The sequence below is a fragment of the Pseudomonas alkylphenolica genome (genome assembly GCF_016009175.1).
Lineage (GTDB): Bacteria > Pseudomonadota > Gammaproteobacteria > Pseudomonadales > Pseudomonadaceae > Aquipseudomonas > Aquipseudomonas alkylphenolica_B.
Window position 1 is genome coordinate 162,733 of the sequence record NZ_JADUCM010000007.1, and the last position, 20,965, is coordinate 183,697.

The following is a 20,965-nucleotide window of genomic DNA, read 5'->3' on the forward strand; positions in this document are numbered from 1 at the left end:
ACATGGACCTGATGGATACGCTGGCACGCCAGCCGCTGTTTTACCTCGGTTGCGCCCTGCTGCTGGGGCTGATCGTTGGCAGCTTTCTCAATGTGCTGGTGCACCGCCTGCCGATCATGCTGCAACGCCAGTGGCAGGCCGAGGCGCGCGAGGTGCTGGAGCTGCCCGCAGCAGACGTAGGCGAACGCTACAACCTGCTGCTACCCGCCTCGCAGTGCCCGCACTGCGGCCACCGCATTCGTGCCTGGGAAAACATCCCGGTGCTCAGCTACCTGGCATTGCGTGGACGCTGCAGCCGTTGCCGCAGCGCCATCAGCGTGCGCTACCCGCTGGTAGAGCTGGGCTGCGCGGCCTTGACCGGATTTATTGCCTGGTACCTCGGCCCCACGTCGGCGGCGCTGGCGCTGATGCTGCTCAGCTGGGGGCTGCTAGCCATGAGCCTGATCGACATCGAGCACCGGCTGTTGCCCGATGCCCTGGTGCTGCCGCTGTTGTGGGCGGGGCTGTTCGTTAACGCCTTCGAGCTGTTCGTGCCGCTGCAAGCGGCGCTGTGGGGGGCGATGATCGGTTATTTAAGCCTGTGGTCGGTGTTCTGGCTGTTCAAGATCATCACCGGCAAAGAGGGCATGGGCTATGGCGACTTCAAGTTGCTGGCGCTGATCGGCGCCTGGGGCGGCTGGCAGATTTTGCCGCTGACGTTGCTGCTGTCGTCGGTGCTGGGCGTGGTGATCGGGGTGGTGATGATGCGGGTCAAAGGCCTGAAGGCCGGCACGCCGATCCCCTTTGGTCCTTATCTGGCCATCGCGGGCTGGATCGCACTGCTCTGGGGTGGTCAAATAACCACTTCTTACATCAACCACTTTGGACTGTGATGACCACCGCTGCTTTCACTCCGTGGATTCTCGGCCTCACCGGCGGCATAGGCAGTGGCAAAAGCGCTGCTGCCCAGCGTTTTGTCGAACTGGGTGTGCACCTGGTCGATGCCGATCAGGCCGCGCGCTGGGTGGTTGAGCCTGGCCGCCCGGCGCTGGCGAGCATCGTCGAGCACTTCGGCCCTGGCGTACTGCAAGAGGACGGGCAACTGGACCGCGCCGCCCTGCGACAGCTGATTTTCGCCGACCCCGAGCAACGCCGCTGGCTGGAGGCGCTGCTGCATCCGCTGATCGGCCAGGAGATTTTCAGCTACCTGGCCAAGGCCGAGTCGCCGTATGCGGTGTTCGTGTCGCCGTTGATGGTCGAGTCGGGGCAGTACCAGCGCACCCAGCGCCTGCTGGTGATCGACGCCCCGCAAGAATTGCAGGTGCAGCGCACCTTGCTGCGTGACCAGACCAGCCCTGAGCAAGTGCAGGCCATTCTCAAGGCCCAGGCCAGCCGCGAAGAGCGCCTGCGCCATGCCCACGATGTGCTGGTTAACGACCGCGATCTTGCCTGGCTGCATTCGGAGGTCGACCGCCTGCACCACTTTTACCTGACTTTGCGAGGAGGCCAAGCATGAGCCAACCGATGACCGTTGAATGCCCGACCTGTGGCGCCCCTGTTGAATGGAATGCGGCCAGCACCTTCCGCCCGTTCTGTTCTGACCGCTGCAAGCTGATCGACCTGGGTGCCTGGGCTGCTGAAGAGCACAAAATCCCGGTGGCACCGGATGCCGAAGACGAGCTGTTTTCCGGCGAGCTCGACCCGCGCGCCCACCACTAAGGCTCAGCGCCCGGGGTCGTCGTCCTTCCAGGGTGCCTGCAGGTAGCGGGTGCGGTTGAAGGTTTCCAGCCACTCCGGGCAAAACACCACCAGTGCGCTGACCACCATGCCGTTGATAAAGGCTTCGGGAAAGATGATCAGCCACAGGTAGCCGATAAAGTCCTCGATCCACTCCGGCATCACAAAGCGCTCGTCCATCCACAGCACACCGAGCGCCAGCAGCAGGCACAGCAGTGCCGACAGGGCTGCGGCAAAAAATCCCGAACAGAAAATGTAAACGAAGAGGTTTTTCGGCTGCGCGCGTTCCACCAGGATCGCGCAGACTTCGGTGACCAGCACCGGCAGGCCGATGAACAACAGGCCGTTGACGCCCATGGCGGCCAGGTCCTGACGCCCGAGCAACATCAGGCCGGTTTGCGCGAGCAGCCCGCCGACCAGGGCCAGGGGCCAGTCCAGTAGCAGGGTCACGGCGGTCATGCCGATGAAGTGATAGGACACGCCAGTGTCGAAATCGCGCCGCACCAGCCACAAGGCAAACAGCGCCAGCACTGTGCCGAACAGCAAATGCTGACGGCGGCTGTCGGTGAACAACTCGACCCAGGGCGCACGCCAGATGGCCCACAGCAGCACCGGTACGTAGCCCAGCCAACCGAGCAACAGGGTCTGTTCAGACAACACTTGAGCGCCAATCACCGTGTTCGACCTTTCCTTGTGAGCCTTTGGGCAGTCTACACCGCTGGCTGAAGGCGTCGGCTGACAATAAAGCCAGGCGCACTAACAACTATCACGTTTTGAACGCTAAGCTTGTCCCCATGGATGACTCAGACTACCTGCGCCTGCTCACCATTCAGGCCGAACAAGCCAATGCGTTTCTCTCCAATGCCCGTAAATGGGAACGTGAGCGTTGGGTCTGCCAGCGCCTGCTGCAAGGGTTGAACATTCCTTACCGCAGCGAAGACTTCACCCCTGCCGGCCAGGAGCCGCCCGACGTGCTGTTTCGGGATGCCGCCTTTGAGGTGTTTTTTGTGCTCGACGAAGGCCGCCGGCTCAATGACGAGTGGCGCGAAGAGCTGCAACGCCGGCGCAGTGCCTTTTCCTTGAGCCAGCTGGTGCGCCGCGAAGCGCGGCCACGGCGGATCAGCGCCCAGGAGCTGTTGCAGCGCCTGGCGCCGACCTTGCGCAAAAAGTCGCATAACTATCAGGAACGCGGGCTGGACCTGAGCGAGCTGGACATCATTGCCTTCGCCAGCCTCAAGCGCGAAGTGCTCGACCTCAACAGCCACTTTCCACCGCCCACCGAATACCTGCGCCAAGGCTGGCGTTCGCTGTCACTGGTCGGGCCGACGTTTGCCCGGGTGTTGTTCGCTCACCCGGACGCCCCGGATTTCCTGCGTGGCAACCTGGGGCGCAGCATTGTCTTCGACGTTGGTATCAGCCTGTGAGCTGGCCCCCTGCCAACGCGTAATGGCATAAATTGCGCGGCGGTGATACAAAGCGCAATCATTCGTCATACACGCCGCGCGTGACTGCGCCATGGGCCCTGAGCAAACAACTACAGTAAACCCTGTAGCTTCCCTTCAGTCACAAGCGTCTACCTGACGAGGCCCTCATGACCAGCCGCCTGAATCCCGAAGACCAACGTCGTGTCGATCAATACCTGCAAGCACCCCAACATCAAGTCGAGCGCAAGCCTTTCCGGCCGTGGCTGCTCCTTTGGCTGGTGGTGCTCGTGACTGTTGGCCTGGGCCTGTTGAGCCGCCTCTTGAGTAACCTGGTGCTATGAGCTGCCTTGCGCTCGCCCGAACCGCCCGCCCTGTGCGGCCGCCCACTCGAGACCCGAATTCCGTAAACCTTATGAGATATCTTAATGACTCACCGTATCGTGATTGTCGGCGGCGGCGCTGGCGGCCTGGAACTGGCGACCCGCCTGGGTAAAACCCTGGGCAAAAAAGGCAGCGCCAGCATTACCCTGGTCGATGCCAACCTGACCCACATCTGGAAGCCCTTGCTGCACGAAGTGGCCGCCGGCTCGCTGAACTCTTCGGAAGACGAACTGAACTACGTGGCGCAAGCCAAGTGGAACCACTTCCAGTTCCAGCTCGGCCGCATGAGTGGCCTTGACCGCGAAGGCAAGCAGATCCAGCTGGCCGCTACCCTTGATGAAGAGGGCCGCGAGCTGCTGCCTGCGCGCACCCTGGCGTACGACACACTGGTGATCGCCGTGGGCAGCAACACCAACGACTTCGGCACCCTGGGGGCGGCCCAGCATTGCCTGTTCCTGGATACCCGCAAGCAGGCCGAGCGCTTTCACCAGCAACTGCTCAACCACTACCTGCGCGCCCACGCCGGTGATCAGGCCAACGAGACCATCAGTGTCGCCATCGTGGGTGCCGGTGCTACCGGCGTGGAACTGGCTGCCGAGCTGCACCACGCGGCGCACGAGCTGGCTGCCTATGGCCTGGACCGCATCCAGCCCAAAGACATGCACATCACCCTGATCGAGGCCGGCCCACGGGTGCTGCCAGCGTTGCCGGAGCGTATCAGCGTGCCGGTGCACCAGACCCTGGAAAAGCTCGGCGTGAAGGTGATGACCAATGCTTCGGTCAGCGAAGTGACGGCCACCGAGCTGAAAACCGCCAATGGCGATGTCATCCCGGCGAGCCTCAAGGTTTGGGCGGCAGGCATTCGTGCACCGGGTTTCCTCAAGGACATCGATGGCCTGGAAACCAACCGCATCAACCAGCTGGTGGTTCGCCCTACCCTGCAAACCACCCTGGACGATGACATCTTTGCCTTTGGCGACTGCGCCGCCTGCCCACAGCCGGGCAGCGACCGCAACGTGCCACCACGCGCCCAGGCGGCGCACCAGCAGGCTTCAATGCTGGCCAAGTCGCTGAAGGCGCGCCTGGAAGGCAAGCCGTTGCCGACCTACGCCTACCGTGACTACGGCTCGCTGGTGTCGCTGTCGCGCTTCTCGGCGGTGGGTAACCTGATGGGCAACCTGACCGGTAGCGTGATGCTCGAGGGCTGGCTGGCGCGGATGTTCTACGTGTCGTTGTACCGCATGCACCAGATGGCGCTGTACGGCACCTTCCGCACGCTGATGCTGATGCTGGGCAGCCGGATTGGTCGTGGCACCGAGCCGCGTCTGAAGCTGCACTGATAACGGATCGCAGAGACATTCGCGGGTGAACCCGCTCCCACAGGAGGGGTGCAATGGTTGAGACCAGCACCAGACCTGTGGGAGCGGGTTTACCCGCGAATAAGCTAAACAGCAGAAACGAAAAAAGGGCACCTTTTGCAAGGTGCCCTTTTCTCTGAATATGGTCGGGGTAAGGGGATTCGAACTCCTGACATCCTGCTCCCAAAGCAGGCGCGCTACCGGACTGCGCTATACCCCGGTAAAAAAAAGGCACCAATTAAGGCGCCTTTTTTAATGGCTGGCTGCTAATGGCAAACCAACCTTTTAAGATTTGAACCCAGCGTACCGGACTCAAAAATGGTGGGTCGTGTAGGATTCGAACCTACGACCAATTGGTTAAAAGCCAACTGCTCTACCAACTGAGCTAACGACCCAAAAATGGTCGGGGTAAGGGGATTCGAACTCCTGACATCCTGCTCCCAAAGCAGGCGCGCTACCGGACTGCGCTATACCCCGGTTTGAAATTTGGCTCCGCGACCAGGACTCGAACCTGGGACCCAATGATTAACAGTCATTTGCTCTACCGACTGAGCTATCGCGGAACTATCAATTTCAAGTACTGCAATTTCGAAAACTGTATCACTACCGCTTCGAACCCTTCGACCTTGTGCATCGCTGCGTTCATGTCTCTGAGGCGCGCTATTCTACAACCTTCAAAACCCTTGTCAACCCCTAATTTGCATTCAACTTACTGATTTGCAACTTTTTTTCAGATTCCCGATTTTGCTGGAAACCTGCGGGGTGACATACAGCGGGGCGCACTTTACAAACACTCGAGACAAAATGCAAATAAAAAAGGCCTCGAATTTCGAGGCCTTAGCGTAACCACCCGAAAAATCAGGCGAAGACGATTTCCTCGCCCTCGACCTTGGCGGTAATTCCGGTGCCTGGCAAGAACTTGCCAGCCAGAATCAGCTGCGCCAACGGGTTTTCGATCCAGCGCTGAATCGCCCGTTTCAGCGGCCGTGCACCGTAGACCGGGTCGTAACCGACGGCGATCAGTTTATCCAGCGCTTCGTCGCTCAGCTCCAGGCTCAGGTCGCGCTCAGCCAGACGGCTGCGCAGACGGCCCAACTGGATCTGGGTGATACCCGCGATCTGCTCGCGACCCAGAGGCTCGAACACCACTACTTCGTCGATACGGTTGATGAACTCGGGGCGGAAATGCGCGCCCACGGCGTCCATCACAGCTGCACGTTGCGCTTCACGATCACCGACCAGGTCCTGGATCTGTGCCGAGCCCAGGTTGGAGGTCATCACGATCACGGTATTACGGAAATCCACCGTACGACCGTGGCTGTCGGTCAGGCGTCCGTCTTCCAGTACCTGCAGCAACACGTTGAACACGTCCGGATGGGCCTTCTCGACCTCATCCAGCAGCACAACCGCGTAAGGCTTGCGCCGTACCGCTTCGGTCAGGTAACCGCCCTCTTCGTAACCGACGTAGCCTGGTGGTGCACCGATCAGGCGGGCCACGGAGTGTTTCTCCATGAACTCGGACATGTCGATACGCACCATGGCCTCTTCGGTGTCGAACAGGAACTCGGCCAGCGCCTTGCACAGCTCGGTCTTACCTACCCCGGTCGGGCCGAGGAAGAGGAACGAGCCACTTGGCCGGTTAGGGTCGGACAAACCGGCCCGCGAACGGCGCACGGCGTTGGAGACAGCCACCACGGCTTCTTCCTGACCGATCACACGCTGGTGCAGCAAGCTTTCCATCTTCAGCAGTTTTTCCCGCTCGCCTTCAAGCATCTTGGCCACGGGGATGCCGGTCCACTTCGAGACGACTTCGGCAATCTCTTCTTCAGTCACCTTGTTACGCAGCAACTGGTTTTCGGCCTTGCCGTGCTGGTCGACCATCTGCAGGCTGCGCTCCAGGTCCGGGATCACCCCGTACTGCAGCTCGGCCATGCGGCTGAGGTCGCCTTTGCGCCGTGCGGTTTCCAGCTCCTGGCGCGACTGCTCGATTTTCTGCTGGATCTGGGCAGAACCCTGCACTTCGGCTTTTTCCGAGGTCCAGACTTCTTCCAGGTCAGCGTACTCACGCTCCAGCCGGGCAATCTCTTCGGTCAGCTTTTCCAGGCGCTTGAGCGCGGCTTCATCTTCTTCCTTCTTCAGCGCCTGGGATTCAACCTTGAGTTGAATCAGGCGGCGCTCCAGGCGATCGAGCACTTCGGGCTTGGAGTCGATCTCCATACGAATGCGGCTGGCCGCTTCGTCAACCAGGTCGATGGCCTTGTCGGGCAGCTGCCGGTCGGTGATGTAGCGATGGCTGAGCTTGGCCGCGGCGATGATCGCGCCGTCGGTGATCGCCACCTTGTGGTGTACCTCGTAACGCTCTTTGAGGCCACGCAGGATCGCGATGGTGTCTTCTTCGCTCGGCTCTTCTACCAGTACTTTCTGGAAGCGCCGCTCAAGGGCTGCGTCTTTCTCGATGTACTGACGGTACTCGTTGAGGGTGGTAGCACCCACGCAATGCAGCTCACCACGGGCCAGGGCCGGCTTGAGCATGTTGCCGGCGTCCATGGAGCCTTCGCCTTTACCGGCGCCGACCATGGTGTGCAGTTCGTCGATGAACAGAATGATCTGCCCTTCTTGCTTGGACAGCTCATTGAGCAGGCCTTTGAGGCGCTCTTCGAACTCACCGCGGAACTTGGCACCGGCAATCAGCGCGCCCATGTCCAGCGACAGCAGACGCTTGCCTTTGAGGCCGTCCGGTACTTCACCGTTGATGATGCGCTGGGCCAGGCCTTCGGCAATGGCGGTTTTACCCACACCAGGCTCACCGATCAGCACCGGATTGTTCTTGGTACGGCGTTGCAACACCTGGATGGTGCGGCGGATTTCGTCGTCACGGCCGATCACCGGGTCAAGCTTGCCGTCTTCAGCACGCTTGGTGAGGTCGACGGTGTACTTGTCCAGGGCCTGACGCGACTCCTCAGCGTTGGGGTCGTTGACCGCCTCGCCACCGCGCAGGTTACTGATCGCGTTTTCCAGGGCCTTTTTGGTTACGCCCTGCCCCAGCAGCAATTTGCCGAGCTTGCTGTTCTCGTCCATGGCGGCGAGCAGCACCAGTTCACTGGAGATGAACTGGTCGCCCTTCTGCTGGGCCAGGCGGTCGGCCTGGTTGAGCAGGCGCGCCAGGTCCTGCGACATGTTGACGTCGCCGGTCGGGTTCTGGATTTTCGGCAGTTGGTCGAGCTCTTTGCTCAACGCCTTGCGCAGGCTGTTGACGTCAAAGCCCACCTGCATCAGCAACGGCTTGATCGAACCACCTTGCTGGTCGATCAACGCTTGCAACAGGTGCGCAGGCTCGATGGCGGGATGGTCCATACCAACGGCCAGGGATTGGGAATCGGATAACGCCAGCTGTAATTTGCTGGTCAAACGGTCTATTCGCATAAGTTACCTTCCTTTTATGGGCAGGCCGGAGCGATGGACACACCTGATGAAGATAAACCTGCCTGAGATACCCCATTAGATGAGGGTGATTCTGGAGGATTCAAGCTTAGACGGGTTGATTCAGGTCAGCGCGGATCAAGCCAGATCAGCGAGGCAAAGCGGCCGCCTTGCGGGGTGCGGCGGTAGGAGTAGAAGCGCGGGTCGCTAACGGTGCACTCACCGCCGCCATACACAGCGTTTACGCCATGCGCAGCCAGGCGAATGCGCGCCAGCTTATAGATGTCGGCGATGAACTTTCCAGGTTGCGCACCCGGTACAAATGCCATGGCAGTTTCCGGATGAACGGTCACGAAGGCTTCACGCACTTCGGCGCCCACTTCAAACGCCTGCGGGCCGATAGCCGGCCCGAGCCAGACCATGACGTCGTGCGGCTCAACGTTCAAACGGTCGACCGTGGCTTCCAACACACCATTGGCCAACCCGCGCCAGCCGGCATGTGCGGCTGCAACCCGAGTGCCGGCGCGGTCGCAAAACAGTGCGGGCAGGCAATCGGCGGTCATCACCGTGCAGGCGATGCCCGGGGTGGCCGTCCAGCTGGCATCGGCCTCGGCAATTACTGCCGGGTTGGCATCGGCAACGACAACGCCGTGCACTTGCTTGAGCCAGGCCGGCTGGATGCCGAACTCGGTGGTCAGGCGACGACGGTTCTCGGCGACTGCATCCGGCGCATCGCCGACATGGTCACCGAGGTTGAAGCTGTCGTAGGGCGGCAGGCTGACGCCGCCCGAACGGGTGGTGACGCACGCACGAACCCCGGCTGGCGCAGGCCAGTCCGGAATCAGCAGGTGGTGCGTCAGCTCACTCATCCAACAAACGCCTCGCGGTCTTGCTTGAGCAGCGACAGCAACCAGACGAAGTCGTCTGGCAGCGACGATTCCCAGCCCATGCGCTCGCCGGTCACCGGATGATCCAGCTCGAGGAAGCGCGCATGCAGGGCCTGACGCGGGAAGGTCTTGAGCGCCTCGACCATGGTCTGGCTGGCGGCTGGCGGAATGCGGAAGCGCCCGCCGTAGACCGGATCGCCGACCAACGGGAAGTTCACATGGGCCATGTGCACGCGAATCTGGTGGGTACGCCCGGTTTCCAGCTTGACCCGCACGTGGGTGTGGGAACGGAAGCGCTCCAGCACGCGGTAGTGACTGACAGCCGGCTTGCCGCCTTCGGTCACGGCCATGCGCTGGCGTTGCCCGCCATGACGACCGATCGGGGCGTTGATCTTGCCACCGGCGGTTACCACGCCAATCACGATGCATTCATAGATGCGGCTGACACTGCGGCTTTGCAACTGGGCAACCAGCTGGGTCTGCGCCTGAATGGTCTTGGCCACCACCATCAGACCGGTGGTGTCCTTGTCCAGGCGGTGGACGATGCCGGCACGCGGGACATTGATGATGTCCGGCACGTGGTGCAGCAGTGCGTTGAGCAGGGTGCCATCGGCGTGGCCCGCAGCCGGGTGGACCACCAGCCCGGCGGGCTTGTTGATCACCAGGATGTGGTCGTCTTCATAGACGATATCCAGCTCGATGTCCTGGGCCACCCACTCGCCCTGGGCTTCCTGTTCGGCCTCAAGGTTGAGCAACGAGCCGCCGTGGACGATATCGCGCGGACGCAGGACGGCGCCATCGACCGTCAGGCGCCCCTCCTTGATCCAGGTGGAAAGGCGCGAGCGCGAGTGCTCAGCGAACAATTGGGCGGCGACTTGGTCGAGGCGTTGCCCGCCCAATTCGGACGGCACCTCTGCGCTAAGTTGAATGATCTCGGACATGCTCGAATCAGCGGGCGGCACAGCCTTTGGTTTCGACTGCGCGCTTGTGGTTAAATACGACGTCTTTTGCCCCGGAGACTACATCGGGGTGCTCATCATAACAGGACGGCCCCGCCCAAGACAGCGGCCGTCATAGGGACGCAAGCCGCTATGCAAGTGAAACACCTGCTGCTGATCGCCATCCTCGGACTGACCGCTGCTTGTTCTTCGAAGGAAGTCGTCGACGAAAACCTGAGCGAAGCCGAGCTGTACCAGCAGGCGCAGGCCGACCTGGACAACCACAGCTACACCAGCGCCACGAGCAAGCTCAAGGCCCTGGAGTCGCGCTATCCTTTCGGTCGCTATGCCGACCAGGCCCAACTCGAGCTGATTTATGCGAACTACAAGAACGCAGAGCCCGAGGCTGCCAAATCGGCTGCCGAGCGTTTCATTCGCTTGCACCCTCAGCACCCGAACGTCGACTACGCCTACTACCTCAAGGGTCTGACCTCGTTCGACCAGGACCGTGGCCTGCTGGCGCGCTTCCTGCCGCTGGACATGACCAAGCGTGACCCGGGTGCTGCCCGCGACTCGTACAACGAGTTCGCCCAGCTCACCAGCCGCTTCCCGAACAGCCGTTACTCGCCCGACGCCAAGCAGCGCATGATCTACCTGCGCAACCTGCTGGCCTCCTACGAGATCCACGTGGCTGACTACTACCTGACCCGTCAGGCCTATGTCGCTGCCGCCAACCGTGGTCGCTATGTGGTCGAGAACTTCCAGGAAACCCCATCGGTCGGCGACGGCCTGGCGGTAATGGTCGAGGCTTACCAGCGTCTGCACCTGGACGAACTGGCTGCCACCAGCCTGGAAACGCTGAAGCTCAACTACCCCGATCACCCGAGCCTGGTCGATGGCCAGTTCCAGCCCAAGCAGGAAGAAGCCGACAACCGTTCGTGGCTGTCCAAGGCTACTCTGGGCCTGATCGAGAGCGAAGCGCCGCTGCCGCCGGGTGAAACCCGCGCCAACCAGGACGTGATCAAGCAGTACGAAGACGCCAAGGAAGCAATTCCAGAAGAACTGCTGCCTGAAAACCGCGACGCTGTCGAAGAAGAGCAGCACGAAGCGGAAGGCAACAACGACGACCGCTCATGGTTCAGCTACATGACCTTCGGCGTGTTCGACTGAGCAACGTTGTAATAGAACGTTGCAATAGATAAAGGGAGGCCAAGGCCTCCCTTTTTTCTTGCCCGGGCCATAGACTTAAGGCTCTTCACTGATAAAGCTGAACACCCATGGTTCGCCTACTTTTCTGGATTGCCCTGATTGCTGCTGCGTTCTGGCTGTGGCGCAAGTTCAAGGCCAGCACTGCTGCGCCTCACAACAGCCTCGAAGACCCGTTGAAGATGGTGCGTTGCGCCCACTGCGGCGTGCACCTGCCCAGTGACCGGGCATTGCATCGCGGGGCGCAGTGGTATTGCAGCCAGGCGCACCTGGAACAAGGGCCAGGCGCGCAACGCTAACCACCGCCCACACCGTTCGTAGGAGCGAGGCTTGCCCGCGAAGAGCGATGACACGGGGCTACTGATACACCGCGGTGGCCTCTTCGCCGGCAAGCCGGGCTCCTACAGGCTTGCCAGACGCCCGGCGGGGGCGTACGGCGCTGGGTCGATCACCGGCTCGCGCCCCAGTAACAGGTCGGCAAACAGCTGGCACGATGCAGGCGCCAGCACCAGGCCGTTGCGGTAGTGCCCGCAGTTCAGCCACAGCCCCTGGTGTTCCGGCACCTGCCCGATATAGGGAATCCCTTCAGGGGAGCCAGGCCGCAATCCCGCCCAATGGGCAATCGGGATAGCCCCGGCCAGTGCCGGCAACAACTCCACCGCAGATGCTTTCAGGCTTTCCAGCGCTTCGTCGGTTGGCGTCTTGTCGTAGCCTGCATGCTCCAGGGTACTGCCCACCAGAATATGCCCGTCACGCCGCGGAATCGCGTAACGACCTTTGGCCAACACCATGCTCGGCAAGAAGTCGGCAGCGCATTTGTACAAAATCATCTGGCCTTTGACCGGCTCAACCGGCAGGTCCAGGCCCAAGGTACTCAGCAGATCGCCGCTCCAGGCACCGGCGGTCAGCACCACGCTGTCGCCATGAATGATGCCTTTAGTGGTCTGCACACCATTGATCCGCTCGCCTTCGCGGCTGAACCCGGTGATTTCACAGTACTCGCGAATACTCACGTTGGACATGGCCTGCAGCGCCGCCTTCAGCGACTTGACCAGGCGCGGGTTGCGCACGTTGGCAACACCGGCCATGTAGACAGCGCGCTGAAAGCCGCTGCCAAGTACCGGCACCGCATCGTAGGCGGCAGTAATGTCTACGGCGCTGAGCGGGCGCCCTTCCCGTGCAGCCCAGGCCAGCGCCTCGGCTTCATCGTCCAGGTCCAGCCAGTACAGGCCGGTGGTATGCACTTCGGGGTCCACGCCGGTGCTGGCGAACAGGCGCTGGCCCAGCTGTGGATAAAAATCCTGCGACCAGTGCGCCAGCGCCGTCACGGCCGGGCTGTAGCGCCAAGGGTACAGCGGCGAGACAATACCACCGCCGGCCCACGATGATTCCTGCCCAAGCTCACCCCGATCACACAACACAACGTGCTCGACCTCGCTGGCGAGGTTGAACGCAGTCAGCAGGCCGATCACCCCGCCGCCGACTATCACTACTTGCTTGGTCATCTATCGATCCAATTTCCAAAGTAAACCGTGAAGGGCGTCAGCCACCCCAACACCTACCGCCGGCCTCCCCTGCACTGCCAGGGTTGCCACGCACACCGGCCTGGTCCAGTTCATAGTCACCGCAGTGATCTGCCGTCATCAGGCCAGCCGGCAGCCGCCGTGCCAAAAGCCTGAAGGACTCGATATCGCGCACAGCCTGCAAGCTGTAGTACGCGGTGCCACTGGCCAGGGGCGTTTGCTCCGAGTCACTGTCGCTGTACTGGCCTGCCCGCGCGTAATGACGCTCAAGCTGCAGCGCACTTGCATATAACAGGCTGACAACGTCCGTGCGCGCAGTCGTTCTGACCTGGTCGCGGTAACTGGGGTAGGCAATGCTCGCCAGAATGCCGACCACGGCGATGACAATCAACAGTTCGATCAGGCTCAATCCTTTCTGCTGCATCATTTACTGTTCCTTAATGGATCTGCCGCCAGAGGATCCGCTGCGCGGGCTGCGGCGTTGGCCCGACAGGTTGCGCAATCACGCTTTCCAGCACGCTGCGGGCCATGCCGTGGCGGCGTACGGCAGTGACCCGGTAAAGATTGACCTCAAGCCCGCGTGGCATATGCCTTGCCTGGGTACTCAACCCCAGCGACTGAACAAGATAGAAGCCGCCCTCGCCCACCTGCCAGTCCAGCCCCGAGCTGTGCGCTGGCCCCGCATAAACACCGCCATGGGTGACATCACCCGCTTCAGGCGGCGGCAAACAGAATGCGCAAGGTGGCCACGCCTGGGCCTGCACCCTGGACTCTGCGTGTTGCAGCAGCTGCTGCGCCCGGTCGAAGACCTGCAAGGATGTGCGCAGGTTTCGCGCCATGCGTTCTTGCTGGAGCGCACTGCCCGCTGACGAGAGCCCGAGCAGGCCCAACAGCAAAACCAGTGTCAGGCTGATCAGCAGCACCAGGCCGCGCTGCCCGCTCATGAGTTCGCCACCGGGTTGCCCAGTGCGATACGCATGCGGTACGTCTGCGGCCTGGCGCGTTGCTGCGGGTCGCTCAGGGTCAGGCTCAGGTGCACAGCGTCATTGCGCAGTTCAAGCTGCAGGTCACTGACCCCGTCAACCAGCACGCCGGTGCTCGACCCGCTACGCAGGCGCAGTTGATGCCCCACCAGGCGGTAATCCTGGCGGTGCAGGGCCACGGCAAACTGCCCGGTGCCTGGCAGGTGCGGCCCCGCCTGCACACGGGCCTGCGTTCGGCAGTCGGTGAGCAAGGTCCAGTCCGGGCGGCCACCACCCTGGGTAACTTCTGCGCTGATCAGGCTCAGGCGTTGCAGGCGCCCGTCAGCGCCGTGGCTGATGTACAGGGGTTGGGCAAAGGCTTCGGCGTGCAAAGGGTCGTCAAACTCAATGGTGTCTTGCTGCAGGCAACCAAACATGCCCGCCATGCGGATACTCTGGGCCAGACGCTGCAGGGCCTGGCGTGCATCCTCCTGCATCCGCACTGCCGCAGCTTGCGCCTGCCACGACTGGCTTGCCGCCATAAACAACCGACTGGCACCCAGCAACAGGAGTAAGCCCAGGCTCAGGGCCAGCAGCACTTCCAGCAGGCTGAAGCCCGTCTGCCACCTCATCGCGCCTGCTCTGCATAAGCTGCCTGGGTAGTGCGCAACGCACTCTCCGTAGCCTGTAACGCCTGCACCTGCAACGCGGCCAGCGCCAGAAAGCCCATCCCCAGCACCACCATCGCCAGCAGGACTTCAATCAACGTCATGCCTGTTTGCCGCCCGCCATCCATGGCTTACCCCCGCAGACTTTTCCACACCCCTTTGCCAATCCGGCCGACTGGACGCCGCCAGCACCGGGCTCGACTCTATAGCGAAGCACTTCCAGGGAGGAATGCAGCGTGAGGCAACAGGGCGTAACACTGATACAAATGTTGTTCGCGCTGGGGCTGCTGGGGCTGCTTACCCAGCTGGGTGTCCCGGCCTACACCAGCATGAGTGAAGGGCTACAGCGGCAAACAACAGCCAGCGACCTCGCCGCGGCATTACGCACTGCACGCAGTGAAGCGCTGCTGCGCAACAGCGTGGTGCGCCTGCAGGCAATTGATGCGGACTGGAGCAACGGTTGGCGGATGCTGCTTGAACAGGACAGTCCGTTACTGCTGCATGAGTGGCGCAGCAACGGGCGAACGAGCGTTGTAGGCAACCGGCCGGTGGCCCGACAGGTACGCTTCAGCGGTTTGGGTGTGCCACTGTTGGAAAGCGGTGCGTTTCAGGCCGGGACGCTGCATGTTTGCCAACGTCCCGAAGCGCTGAGTCACTACCAGGTGGTGCTGTCACGTACCGGGAGGGTTCGCGTGCTTGATGTCCTGAGCGAGCAGCCGCTGTGCGCGGCTGCCAGGTCAGATCAGTGAGCGAACGCGCAATTCCTTGGGCATCGAGAAGGTGATGTTCTCTTCGCGGCCGTCCAGCTCTTCAGCGCCGACAGCGCCCCAGGCCCGAAGCTGCTCGATCACGCCGCGCACCAGCACTTCCGGTGCCGAGGCACCTGCAGTAATGCCGATGCGTTCGACGCCGTCGAACCAGCTTTGCTGCAGGTCTTCGGCGCCATCGATCAGGTAGGCCGGCGTCGACATACGCTCGGCCAGCTCACGCAGGCGGTTGGAGTTGGAGCTGTTCGGGCTGCCGACAACCAGTACCACATCGCATTCGTCAGCCAGCTGCTTGACCGCATCCTGGCGGTTCTGGGTGGCGTAGCAGATGTCGTCCTTGCGCGGGCCGCCGATATTCGGGAAGCGCGCACGCAAGGCATCGATCACCCGGCTGGTGTCATCCATCGACAGGGTCGTCTGGGTAACAAAGGCCAGTTTGTCCGGGTCATTGACCTGCAGCTTGGCAACATCAGCTTCGTCTTCAACCAGGTAGATCGCGCCGCCATTGCTGGCGTCGTACTGGCCCATGGTGCCTTCGACTTCCGGGTGACCGGCATGGCCGATCAGGATGCACTCACGGCCGTCACGGCTGTAGCGCGCCACCTCGATGTGCACCTTGGTGACCAACGGGCAGGTGGCATCGAAAACCTTCAGGCCGCGCCCGGCCGCTTCCTGGCGCACAGCCTGGGAAACGCCGTGGGCGCTGAAGATGACGATGACATCATCCGGTACCTGATCCAGCTCTTCGACAAAGATCGCCCCGCGGTTGCGCAAGTCTTCGACCACGAATTTGTTGTGCACCACTTCGTGACGCACATAGATCGGCGGGCCAAAGACTTCCAGGGCGCGGTTGACGATTTCGATCGCCCGGTCCACGCCCGCACAGAAGCCGCGGGGGTTGGCGAGTTTGATTTGCATGCTTGGCTCCGGGCTCAAAGCGCCGTCACTTCGAGGATTTCCACCTCAAAGCTCAGGGTCTTGCCGGCCAGTGGGTGGTTGAAGTCGATGGTCACCTGGGCGTCATCGAATGCCTTGACCACACCAGGCAACTCGGCGTTGGCCGCATCATTGAAGATCACCAACAGGCCTTCAGACAGTTCCATGTCATTGAATTGCGACCGTGGAATGATCTGCACGTTCTGCGGGTTGGGTTGGCCGAAAGCGTTTTCCGGCTCAACGGTCACCGTGCGCTTGTCACCCGCCTTGAAGCCGAAGATCGCGGCTTCGAAGCCTGGCAGCAGGTTGCCGTCGCCGACTTTGAACACCGCCGGCGATTTGTCGAAGGTGCTGTCGACGGTGTCGCCGTTTTCCAGGTGCAGCGCGAAGTGCAGTTTGACTTCGGTGTTCTGGCCGATTCGGGTTTCAGTCATGGACGGGTTCTCCGGACTTTTTGCTCTTGAACATATCCAGCGCCAGCATCACCGCACCAACGGTGATGGCGCTGTCGGCCAGGTTGAAGGCCGGGAAGTACCAGCGGTTTTGCCAGTGGACGAGGATGAAGTCGACGACGTGGCCAAGCACGATACGGTCGTACAGGTTGCCCAGCGCGCCGCCGAGCACCAGCGCCAGCGCCACGGCCAGCCAGGTCTCGTTGCGCCCCAGGCGCTTGAGCCAGACCACCAGCACACCGCTGACCACCAGCGCGATCAGCGCGAACAGCCAGCGCTGCCAGCCGGAGCTGTCCGCCAGGAAACTGAAGGCCGCACCGGTGTTGTAGGCCAGGGTCCAGCTGAAGTAGTCGGGAATCACCACGATCTGCTGGTACAGGCTCAATGCGCCCTCGAAGTAGACCTTGCTGGCCTGGTCAAGGACCAGGACCAGCAAGCTCAGCCAGAGCCAGCCAAGGCGCCCGAAGCGCCCTGCAGCAGGGTTAGGCATAGTGACGCACCTCGCCGTTGCCGCTGATGTTGTCGGCGCAACGGGCGCAGATTTCCGGATGCTCCGGGTTCACGCCAACATCGGCGCGGAAGTGCCAGCAACGACCGCACTTGGTGTGCGCGGACTTGACCACTTTGAGCTTCAGGCCAGCCACTTCGGTTTCCACTGCATCGGCAGGCGCCTGTACGAACGGGGCAACGGTCGCGGCCGAGGTGATCAGCACGAAACGCAGCTCGTCGCCGAGTTTGTCCAGGTCGGCACTCAGGCCTTCGTCGGCAAACAGGGTAACTTCGGCTTGCAGGTTGCCACCGATGGCCTTGGCCGAACGCTGGTTTTCCAGTTCCTTGTTGACCGCAGTCTTGGCCGCCATCACGCGGTCCCAGTAAGCACGGCCCAGCTCGAAGCCTTCCGGCAGCTCGGTCAGCCCCTGGTACCAGGTGTTGAGCATGACCGACTCGTTGCGCTCGCCCGGCAGGTACTGCCACAGCTCGTCGGCGGTGAAGGCCAGGATCGGCGCGATCCAGCGCACCAGCGCCTCGCTGATGTGGTACAGCGCGGTCTGGCAGGAACGACGGGCAACACTGTTGGCGCCGGTGGTGTACTGGCGGTCCTTGATGATGTCCAGGTAGAAGCCGCCCAGCTCCTGCACGCAGAAGTTGTGGATCTTCGAGTAGACGTTCCAGAAGCGGTATTCGCCGTAGTGCTCTTCCAGCTCGCGCTGCAGCAACAGGGTACGGTCGACGGCCCAGCGGTCCAGCGCCAGCATGTCTTCGGCCGGCAGCAGGTCGCGCGCCGGATCGAAGCCCGACAGGTTGGAGAGCAGGAAGCGTGCAGTGTTGCGGATACGCCGGTAGGCGTCGGCGCTGCGCTGCAGGATCTGATCGGAAACCGCCATTTCGCCGGAGTAGTCAGTGGCCGAAACCCACAGGCGCATGATGTCGGCACCCAGGGTGTCGTTGACCTTCTGCGGCTCGATGGTGTTGCCCAACGACTTGGACATCTTGCGGCCGTTTTCGTCAACGGTGAAACCGTGGGTCAACAGTTCGCGGTACGGCGCGTGGCCGTCGATGGCGCAACCGGTCAGCAACGAGGAATGGAACCAGCCGCGGTGCTGGTCGGAACCTTCCAGGTACAGGTCGGCACGCGGGCCGGTTTCGTGGCCGATGTTGTGCGAGCCACGCAGTACATGCCAGTGGGTGGTGCCGGAGTCGAACCAGACGTCGAGGGTATCGGCGATCTTGTCGTACTGAGCAGCCTCGTCACCGAGCAGTTCGGCAGCGTCCATCTTGAACCAGGCTTCGATGCCTTCGTTCTCGACACGCTTGGCAACTTCTTCCATCAGCTCGACGGTGCGCGGGTGCAGTTCACCGGTCTGCTTGTTGAGGAAGAACGGGATCGGCACGCCCCAGTTACGCTGACGCGAGATGCACCAGTCCGGGCGGTTGGCGATCATCGAGTGCAGGCGCGCCTGGCCCCAGGCCGGGACGAACTTGGTTTCTTCGATGGCTTTGACCGCACGCTTGCGCAGGGTTTCGCCGTTGTCCGGCTGCTTGTCCATGCCCACGAACCACTGCGCGGTAGCGCGGTAGATCAGCGGGGTTTTGTGGCGCCAGCAGTGCATGTAGCTGTGGCTGATGGTTTCGGTGTGCAGCAGCGCACCGACTTCCGTCAGCTTGTCGACGATCGCAGGGTTGGCCTTCCAGATGAACTGGCCACCGAAGAATTCCAGCGACTGCACGTACACACCGTTGCTCTGCACCGGGGTCAGGATGTCGTCGTTGACCATGCCGTAACGCTTGCAGGTGACGAAGTCGTCTTCACCGTAGGCAGGCGCGGAGTGAACCACACCGGTACCGGCGCCGAGCTCGACGTAGTCAGCCAGGTATACTGGCGACAGACGGTCGTAGAACGGGTGACGGAAGTTGATCAGGTCCAGTGCCGAACCTGGCGCGGTGGCGATGACCGAACCTTCCAGCGCGTAACGCTTCAGGCACGACTCGACCAGCTCGGCAGCCAGCACCAGCAGCTTGTCGCCGACATCGACCAGGGCGTAGGTGAACTCCGGGTGGACGTTCAGGGCCTGGTTGGCAGGGATGGTCCACGGGGTGGTGGTCCAGATGACGATCGACGCCGGCTTGGCCAGTGCAGCCAGACCGAACGCGGCAGCCAGCTTGGCTTCGTCAGCCACCTGGAAGGCCACGTCGATGGTTTGCGATTTCTTGTCGGCGTACTCGACTTCTGCTTCAGCCAGGGCCGAGGCGCAATCGAAGCACCAGTTCACAGGTTTGAGGCCTTTGAACACGAAGCCGTGCTTGACCATCTCGGCCAGGGCGCGGATTTCACCGGCCTCGTTGGCAAAGTTCATGGTCTTGTAAGGGTTGTCCCAGTCACCCAGCACGCCCAGGCGGATGAACTCGGTCTTCTGCCCTTCGATCTGCTCGGCGGCGTAGGCACGGCACAGCTCGCGGGTTTTGTCTGCGGTCAGATGCTTGCCGTGGGTAACTTCGACCTTGTGCTCGATCGGCAGGCCGTGGCAGTCCCAGCCGGGCACGTACGGGGCGTCGAAACCGGACAGGGTCTTGGAGCGGACAATCATGTCCTTGAGAATCTTGTTCAGCGCATGACCGATGTGGATCTTGCCGTTGGCGTAGGGCGGGCCGTCGTGCAGCACGAACTTCGGACGATCCTTGCCAATTTCGCGCAGCTTCTGGTACAGGCCAATGCTGTCCCAGCGCTGCAGAATCTGCGGTTCGCGCTGTGGCAGGCCGGCCTTCATCGGGAAGGCGGTGTCCGGAAGGTTTAGCGTGGCTTTATAGTCGGTCATTTCAGGCTCTTCGTTAGCGGTTGAGCGTGCCAATGGGCACGTGCGGCGGCGATATCCGCATCGATCGCCGACTTCAGCGCCTCCAGGGAGGCGAAACGCTGCTCGTCGCGCAGCTTGTGGTGGAATTCCACCGTCAGACGCCGGCCATAGAGATCGCCGGCAAAATCCAGGATGTGCACTTCCAGGTGGGCACTGCCATCACCTGATACGGTTGGCCGCACGCCGATGTTGGCGACGCCTGGCCAAGCCTTGCCATCGAGATCGACACTGACCAGGTAAACACCGGTCAGCGGTACGCGATGACGCTTGAGTTGTATGTTGGCCGTCGGCGTACCGAGCTGGCGCGCAAGCTTTTGCCCGTGCAGGACGCGACCGCTGATGCGGTACGGGCGTCCGAGCAGGCGTTCAGCCAGGGCAAAATCGGCCTTGGCCAGCGCCTGGCGTACCTGCGTACTGCTGACCCGCAGGCCCTCCAGCTCGACAGTTTGCGCCGCTTCTACGGTGAAGCCCTGGCTCAGCCCGGCTTGCTGGAGAAACTCGAAGTCGCCGACGCGGTCGCAACCAAAGCGGAAATCATCACCGACTTCCAGGTGTTTTACACCCAGACCATCGACCAGAATGGTGTCGACGAACTCGGCGGCACTGAGCTTGCTCAGGCGCTGGTTGAACGCCAGGCACAGCACACGGTCGACACCCTCGGCAGTAAGCAGCGCGACTTTGTCACGCAGGCGCGCCAAACGTGCCGGGGCGGTCTCGGGAGAGAAGTATTCACGCGGTTGTGGCTCGAAAATCACCACGCAGCTGGGCACGCCCAGCGCGACCGCTCGCTCACGCAAACGCGCCAGGATTGCCTGGTGGCCGCGGTGAACACCGTCGAAGTTGCCAATAGTGGCGACACAGCCCCGGTGCTGGGGGCGCAGGTTGTGAAGGCCTCGAACCAGCTGCATAACGCGCTTCTTGCTCATAAAGTGGTCGATTATAACCACACCCGGGCGCTGACGACAGGCAGCAGC

At 61.9% G+C, this 20,965-nt stretch carries 23 protein-coding genes and 4 tRNA genes; 9 read left to right on the forward strand and 18 right to left on the reverse strand.

Annotation, left to right across the window (positions count from 1 at the left end; genetic code table 11):
* Positions 1-2: 2 nt before the first annotated feature.
* The 3 genes from I5S59_RS09615 to yacG are packed head-to-tail and all read left to right on the forward strand — an operon-like array spanning position 3 to position 1,698.
* Positions 3-872, forward strand: a complete 870-nt coding sequence (locus tag I5S59_RS09615; protein ID WP_197876381.1) for a prepilin peptidase — start codon at positions 3-5, stop codon at positions 870-872.
* Entirely contained in the window at positions 872-1,495 is a 624-nt protein-coding gene (gene coaE, locus I5S59_RS09620; protein ID WP_128323785.1) for a dephospho-CoA kinase, read from the forward strand. Before I5S59_RS09615 ends, coaE begins: the two co-directional genes overlap by 1 nt.
* The gene (yacG, locus tag I5S59_RS09625) at positions 1,492-1,698 is read left to right on the forward strand and encodes a DNA gyrase inhibitor YacG (protein WP_038606928.1); all 207 of its coding nucleotides are present in this window, start codon (positions 1,492-1,494) and stop codon (positions 1,696-1,698) included. Before coaE ends, yacG begins: the two co-directional genes overlap by 4 nt.
* A gap of 3 nt (positions 1,699-1,701) precedes the next feature.
* Here the strand turns inward: yacG and I5S59_RS09630 are convergent, their stop codons facing one another.
* Positions 1,702-2,391, reverse strand: coding sequence for an energy-coupling factor ABC transporter permease (locus I5S59_RS09630; protein ID WP_197876382.1), 690 nt, complete (start codon positions 2,389-2,391; stop codon positions 1,702-1,704).
* Positions 2,392-2,510: 119 nt separating this feature from the next.
* Between I5S59_RS09630 and I5S59_RS09635 the strand changes: the two genes are divergently transcribed.
* From I5S59_RS09635 to I5S59_RS09645, 3 genes are all read left to right on the forward strand, one after another.
* Positions 2,511-3,140 carry a DUF1780 domain-containing protein gene (locus I5S59_RS09635; RefSeq protein WP_038606917.1) on the forward strand — a complete coding sequence of 210 codons (630 nt, stop codon included), beginning with the start codon at positions 2,511-2,513 and terminating at the stop codon, positions 3,138-3,140.
* Positions 3,141-3,307: 167 nt separating this feature from the next.
* On the forward strand, positions 3,308-3,481 hold the full coding sequence (locus I5S59_RS09640) for a DUF3094 family protein (RefSeq protein WP_128323776.1): 174 nt from the start codon (positions 3,308-3,310) through the stop codon (positions 3,479-3,481).
* Positions 3,482-3,565: 84 nt separating this feature from the next.
* Positions 3,566-4,861, forward strand: coding sequence for an NAD(P)/FAD-dependent oxidoreductase (locus I5S59_RS09645; protein WP_128323775.1), 1,296 nt, complete (start codon positions 3,566-3,568; stop codon positions 4,859-4,861).
* A 161-nt stretch (positions 4,862-5,022) separates the two neighbouring features.
* Here I5S59_RS09645 and I5S59_RS09650 read toward each other — a convergent pair.
* From I5S59_RS09650 to rluD, 7 genes are all read right to left on the reverse strand, one after another.
* Positions 5,023-5,099 (reverse strand) — tRNA-Pro (locus I5S59_RS09650).
* A gap of 99 nt (positions 5,100-5,198) precedes the next feature.
* Positions 5,199-5,274 (reverse strand) — tRNA-Lys (locus I5S59_RS09655).
* 5 nt (positions 5,275-5,279) lie between these two features.
* Positions 5,280-5,356, reverse strand: a tRNA-Pro gene (locus I5S59_RS09660).
* A gap of 10 nt (positions 5,357-5,366) precedes the next feature.
* Positions 5,367-5,442 (reverse strand) — tRNA-Asn (locus tag I5S59_RS09665).
* A gap of 295 nt (positions 5,443-5,737) precedes the next feature.
* Positions 5,738-8,302: an ATP-dependent chaperone ClpB gene (clpB, locus tag I5S59_RS09670; protein WP_197876383.1), complete on the reverse strand. Its 2,565-nt coding sequence runs from the start codon at positions 8,300-8,302 to the stop codon at positions 5,738-5,740.
* A 125-nt stretch (positions 8,303-8,427) separates the two neighbouring features.
* Positions 8,428-9,168 carry a peptidoglycan editing factor PgeF gene (pgeF, locus tag I5S59_RS09675; RefSeq protein ID WP_197876384.1) on the reverse strand — a complete coding sequence of 247 codons (741 nt, stop codon included), beginning with the start codon at positions 9,166-9,168 and terminating at the stop codon, positions 8,428-8,430.
* Positions 9,165-10,127: a 23S rRNA pseudouridine(1911/1915/1917) synthase RluD gene (rluD, locus tag I5S59_RS09680; protein ID WP_197876385.1), complete on the reverse strand. Its 963-nt coding sequence runs from the start codon at positions 10,125-10,127 to the stop codon at positions 9,165-9,167. The genes pgeF and rluD overlap by 4 nt, the downstream gene beginning before the upstream one ends.
* Before the next feature lie 150 nt (positions 10,128-10,277).
* On the opposite strand from rluD, the gene I5S59_RS09685 reads away from it, so the two are divergent.
* Together I5S59_RS09685 and I5S59_RS09690 are read left to right on the forward strand one after the other, a co-directional pair.
* Positions 10,278-11,294, forward strand: a complete 1,017-nt coding sequence (locus I5S59_RS09685) for an outer membrane protein assembly factor BamD (protein ID WP_128323772.1) — start codon at positions 10,278-10,280, stop codon at positions 11,292-11,294.
* A 107-nt stretch (positions 11,295-11,401) separates the two neighbouring features.
* Positions 11,402-11,629 (forward strand): PP0621 family protein, encoded by a 228-nt coding sequence (locus I5S59_RS09690; protein ID WP_197876386.1) that lies wholly within the window; start codon positions 11,402-11,404, stop codon positions 11,627-11,629.
* 102 nt (positions 11,630-11,731) lie between these two features.
* Here I5S59_RS09690 and thiO read toward each other — a convergent pair whose 3' ends face one another.
* From thiO to I5S59_RS09715, 5 genes are read right to left on the reverse strand one after another with little or no spacing between them, the layout of a single operon-like run.
* A complete protein-coding gene (gene thiO / locus I5S59_RS09695; RefSeq protein WP_197876387.1) occupies positions 11,732-12,835 on the reverse strand; it encodes a glycine oxidase ThiO in 1,104 nt (367 codons plus the stop codon).
* A gap of 37 nt (positions 12,836-12,872) precedes the next feature.
* Positions 12,873-13,280, reverse strand: a complete 408-nt coding sequence (locus tag I5S59_RS09700; protein ID WP_269670198.1) for a type IV pilin protein — start codon at positions 13,278-13,280, stop codon at positions 12,873-12,875.
* A gap of 10 nt (positions 13,281-13,290) precedes the next feature.
* Positions 13,291-13,797, reverse strand: coding sequence for a PilX N-terminal domain-containing pilus assembly protein (locus I5S59_RS09705; protein ID WP_197876388.1), 507 nt, complete (start codon positions 13,795-13,797; stop codon positions 13,291-13,293).
* Positions 13,794-14,447 (reverse strand): PilW family protein, encoded by a 654-nt coding sequence (locus I5S59_RS09710; RefSeq protein WP_197876389.1) that lies wholly within the window; start codon positions 14,445-14,447, stop codon positions 13,794-13,796. Before I5S59_RS09710 ends, I5S59_RS09705 begins: the two co-directional genes overlap by 4 nt.
* Positions 14,444-14,611, reverse strand: coding sequence for a type IV pilus modification PilV family protein (locus tag I5S59_RS09715; protein ID WP_269670199.1), 168 nt, complete (start codon positions 14,609-14,611; stop codon positions 14,444-14,446). Before I5S59_RS09715 ends, I5S59_RS09710 begins: the two co-directional genes overlap by 4 nt.
* Positions 14,612-14,749: 138 nt before the next feature.
* On the opposite strand from I5S59_RS09715, the gene I5S59_RS09720 reads away from it, so the two are divergent.
* Complete coding sequence (locus I5S59_RS09720; protein WP_197876391.1) at positions 14,750-15,232, forward strand: GspH/FimT family protein; 483 nt, start codon at positions 14,750-14,752, stop codon at positions 15,230-15,232.
* On the opposite strand, the gene ispH is transcribed toward I5S59_RS09720, so the two are convergent.
* From ispH to ribF, 5 genes are read right to left on the reverse strand one after another with little or no spacing between them, the layout of a single operon-like run.
* A complete protein-coding gene (gene ispH / locus I5S59_RS09725) occupies positions 15,221-16,168 on the reverse strand; it encodes a 4-hydroxy-3-methylbut-2-enyl diphosphate reductase (RefSeq protein ID WP_128323765.1) in 948 nt (315 codons plus the stop codon). The two genes, I5S59_RS09720 and ispH, sit on opposite strands and share 12 nt — an antisense overlap.
* 14 nt (positions 16,169-16,182) lie before the next feature.
* Complete coding sequence (fkpB, locus tag I5S59_RS09730; RefSeq protein WP_128323764.1) at positions 16,183-16,620, reverse strand: FKBP-type peptidyl-prolyl cis-trans isomerase; 438 nt, start codon at positions 16,618-16,620, stop codon at positions 16,183-16,185.
* The gene (lspA, locus tag I5S59_RS09735; RefSeq protein ID WP_197876392.1) at positions 16,613-17,128 is read right to left on the reverse strand and encodes a signal peptidase II; all 516 of its coding nucleotides are present in this window, start codon (positions 17,126-17,128) and stop codon (positions 16,613-16,615) included. The genes fkpB and lspA overlap by 8 nt, the downstream gene beginning before the upstream one ends.
* Entirely contained in the window at positions 17,121-19,952 is a 2,832-nt protein-coding gene (gene ileS, locus I5S59_RS09740; protein WP_197876393.1) for an isoleucine--tRNA ligase, read from the reverse strand. The genes lspA and ileS overlap by 8 nt, the downstream gene beginning before the upstream one ends.
* On the reverse strand, positions 19,949-20,899 hold the full coding sequence (gene ribF, locus I5S59_RS09745; protein ID WP_197876394.1) for a bifunctional riboflavin kinase/FAD synthetase: 951 nt from the start codon (positions 20,897-20,899) through the stop codon (positions 19,949-19,951). Before ribF ends, ileS begins: the two co-directional genes overlap by 4 nt.
* Positions 20,900-20,965 lie beyond the last annotated feature (66 nt).

Coding starts and splice junctions, on each gene's coding strand:
- rluD (WP_197876385.1), bottom strand. CDS start 10,127: ATGTCCGAGATCATTCAACTTAGCGCAGAGGTGCCGTCCGAATTGGGC.
- I5S59_RS09635 (WP_038606917.1), top strand. CDS start 2,511: ATGGATGACTCAGACTACCTGCGCCTGCTCACCATTCAGGCCGAACAA.
- ribF (WP_197876394.1), bottom strand. CDS start 20,899: ATGCAGCTGGTTCGAGGCCTTCACAACCTGCGCCCCCAGCACCGGGGC.
- I5S59_RS09640 (WP_128323776.1), top strand. CDS start 3,308: ATGACCAGCCGCCTGAATCCCGAAGACCAACGTCGTGTCGATCAATAC.
- yacG (WP_038606928.1), top strand. CDS start 1,492: ATGAGCCAACCGATGACCGTTGAATGCCCGACCTGTGGCGCCCCTGTT.
- I5S59_RS09615 (WP_197876381.1), top strand. CDS start 3: ATGGACCTGATGGATACGCTGGCACGCCAGCCGCTGTTTTACCTCGGT.
- clpB (WP_197876383.1), bottom strand. CDS start 8,302: ATGCGAATAGACCGTTTGACCAGCAAATTACAGCTGGCGTTATCCGAT.
- I5S59_RS09705 (WP_197876388.1), bottom strand. CDS start 13,797: ATGAGCGGGCAGCGCGGCCTGGTGCTGCTGATCAGCCTGACACTGGTT.
- ispH (WP_128323765.1), bottom strand. CDS start 16,168: ATGCAAATCAAACTCGCCAACCCCCGCGGCTTCTGTGCGGGCGTGGAC.
- I5S59_RS09700 (WP_269670198.1), bottom strand. CDS start 13,280: ATGATGCAGCAGAAAGGATTGAGCCTGATCGAACTGTTGATTGTCATC.
- fkpB (WP_128323764.1), bottom strand. CDS start 16,620: ATGACTGAAACCCGAATCGGCCAGAACACCGAAGTCAAACTGCACTTC.
- lspA (WP_197876392.1), bottom strand. CDS start 17,128: ATGCCTAACCCTGCTGCAGGGCGCTTCGGGCGCCTTGGCTGGCTCTGG.
- coaE (WP_128323785.1), top strand. CDS start 872: ATGACCACCGCTGCTTTCACTCCGTGGATTCTCGGCCTCACCGGCGGC.
- I5S59_RS09720 (WP_197876391.1), top strand. CDS start 14,750: ATGTTGTTCGCGCTGGGGCTGCTGGGGCTGCTTACCCAGCTGGGTGTC.
- I5S59_RS09710 (WP_197876389.1), bottom strand. CDS start 14,447: ATGAGGTGGCAGACGGGCTTCAGCCTGCTGGAAGTGCTGCTGGCCCTG.
- ileS (WP_197876393.1), bottom strand. CDS start 19,952: ATGACCGACTATAAAGCCACGCTAAACCTTCCGGACACCGCCTTCCCG.
- pgeF (WP_197876384.1), bottom strand. CDS start 9,168: ATGAGTGAGCTGACGCACCACCTGCTGATTCCGGACTGGCCTGCGCCA.
- I5S59_RS09645 (WP_128323775.1), top strand. CDS start 3,566: ATGACTCACCGTATCGTGATTGTCGGCGGCGGCGCTGGCGGCCTGGAA.
- I5S59_RS09685 (WP_128323772.1), top strand. CDS start 10,278: ATGCAAGTGAAACACCTGCTGCTGATCGCCATCCTCGGACTGACCGCT.
- thiO (WP_197876387.1), bottom strand. CDS start 12,835: ATGACCAAGCAAGTAGTGATAGTCGGCGGCGGGGTGATCGGCCTGCTG.
- I5S59_RS09715 (WP_269670199.1), bottom strand. CDS start 14,611: ATGGATGGCGGGCGGCAAACAGGCATGACGTTGATTGAAGTCCTGCTG.
- I5S59_RS09690 (WP_197876386.1), top strand. CDS start 11,402: ATGGTTCGCCTACTTTTCTGGATTGCCCTGATTGCTGCTGCGTTCTGG.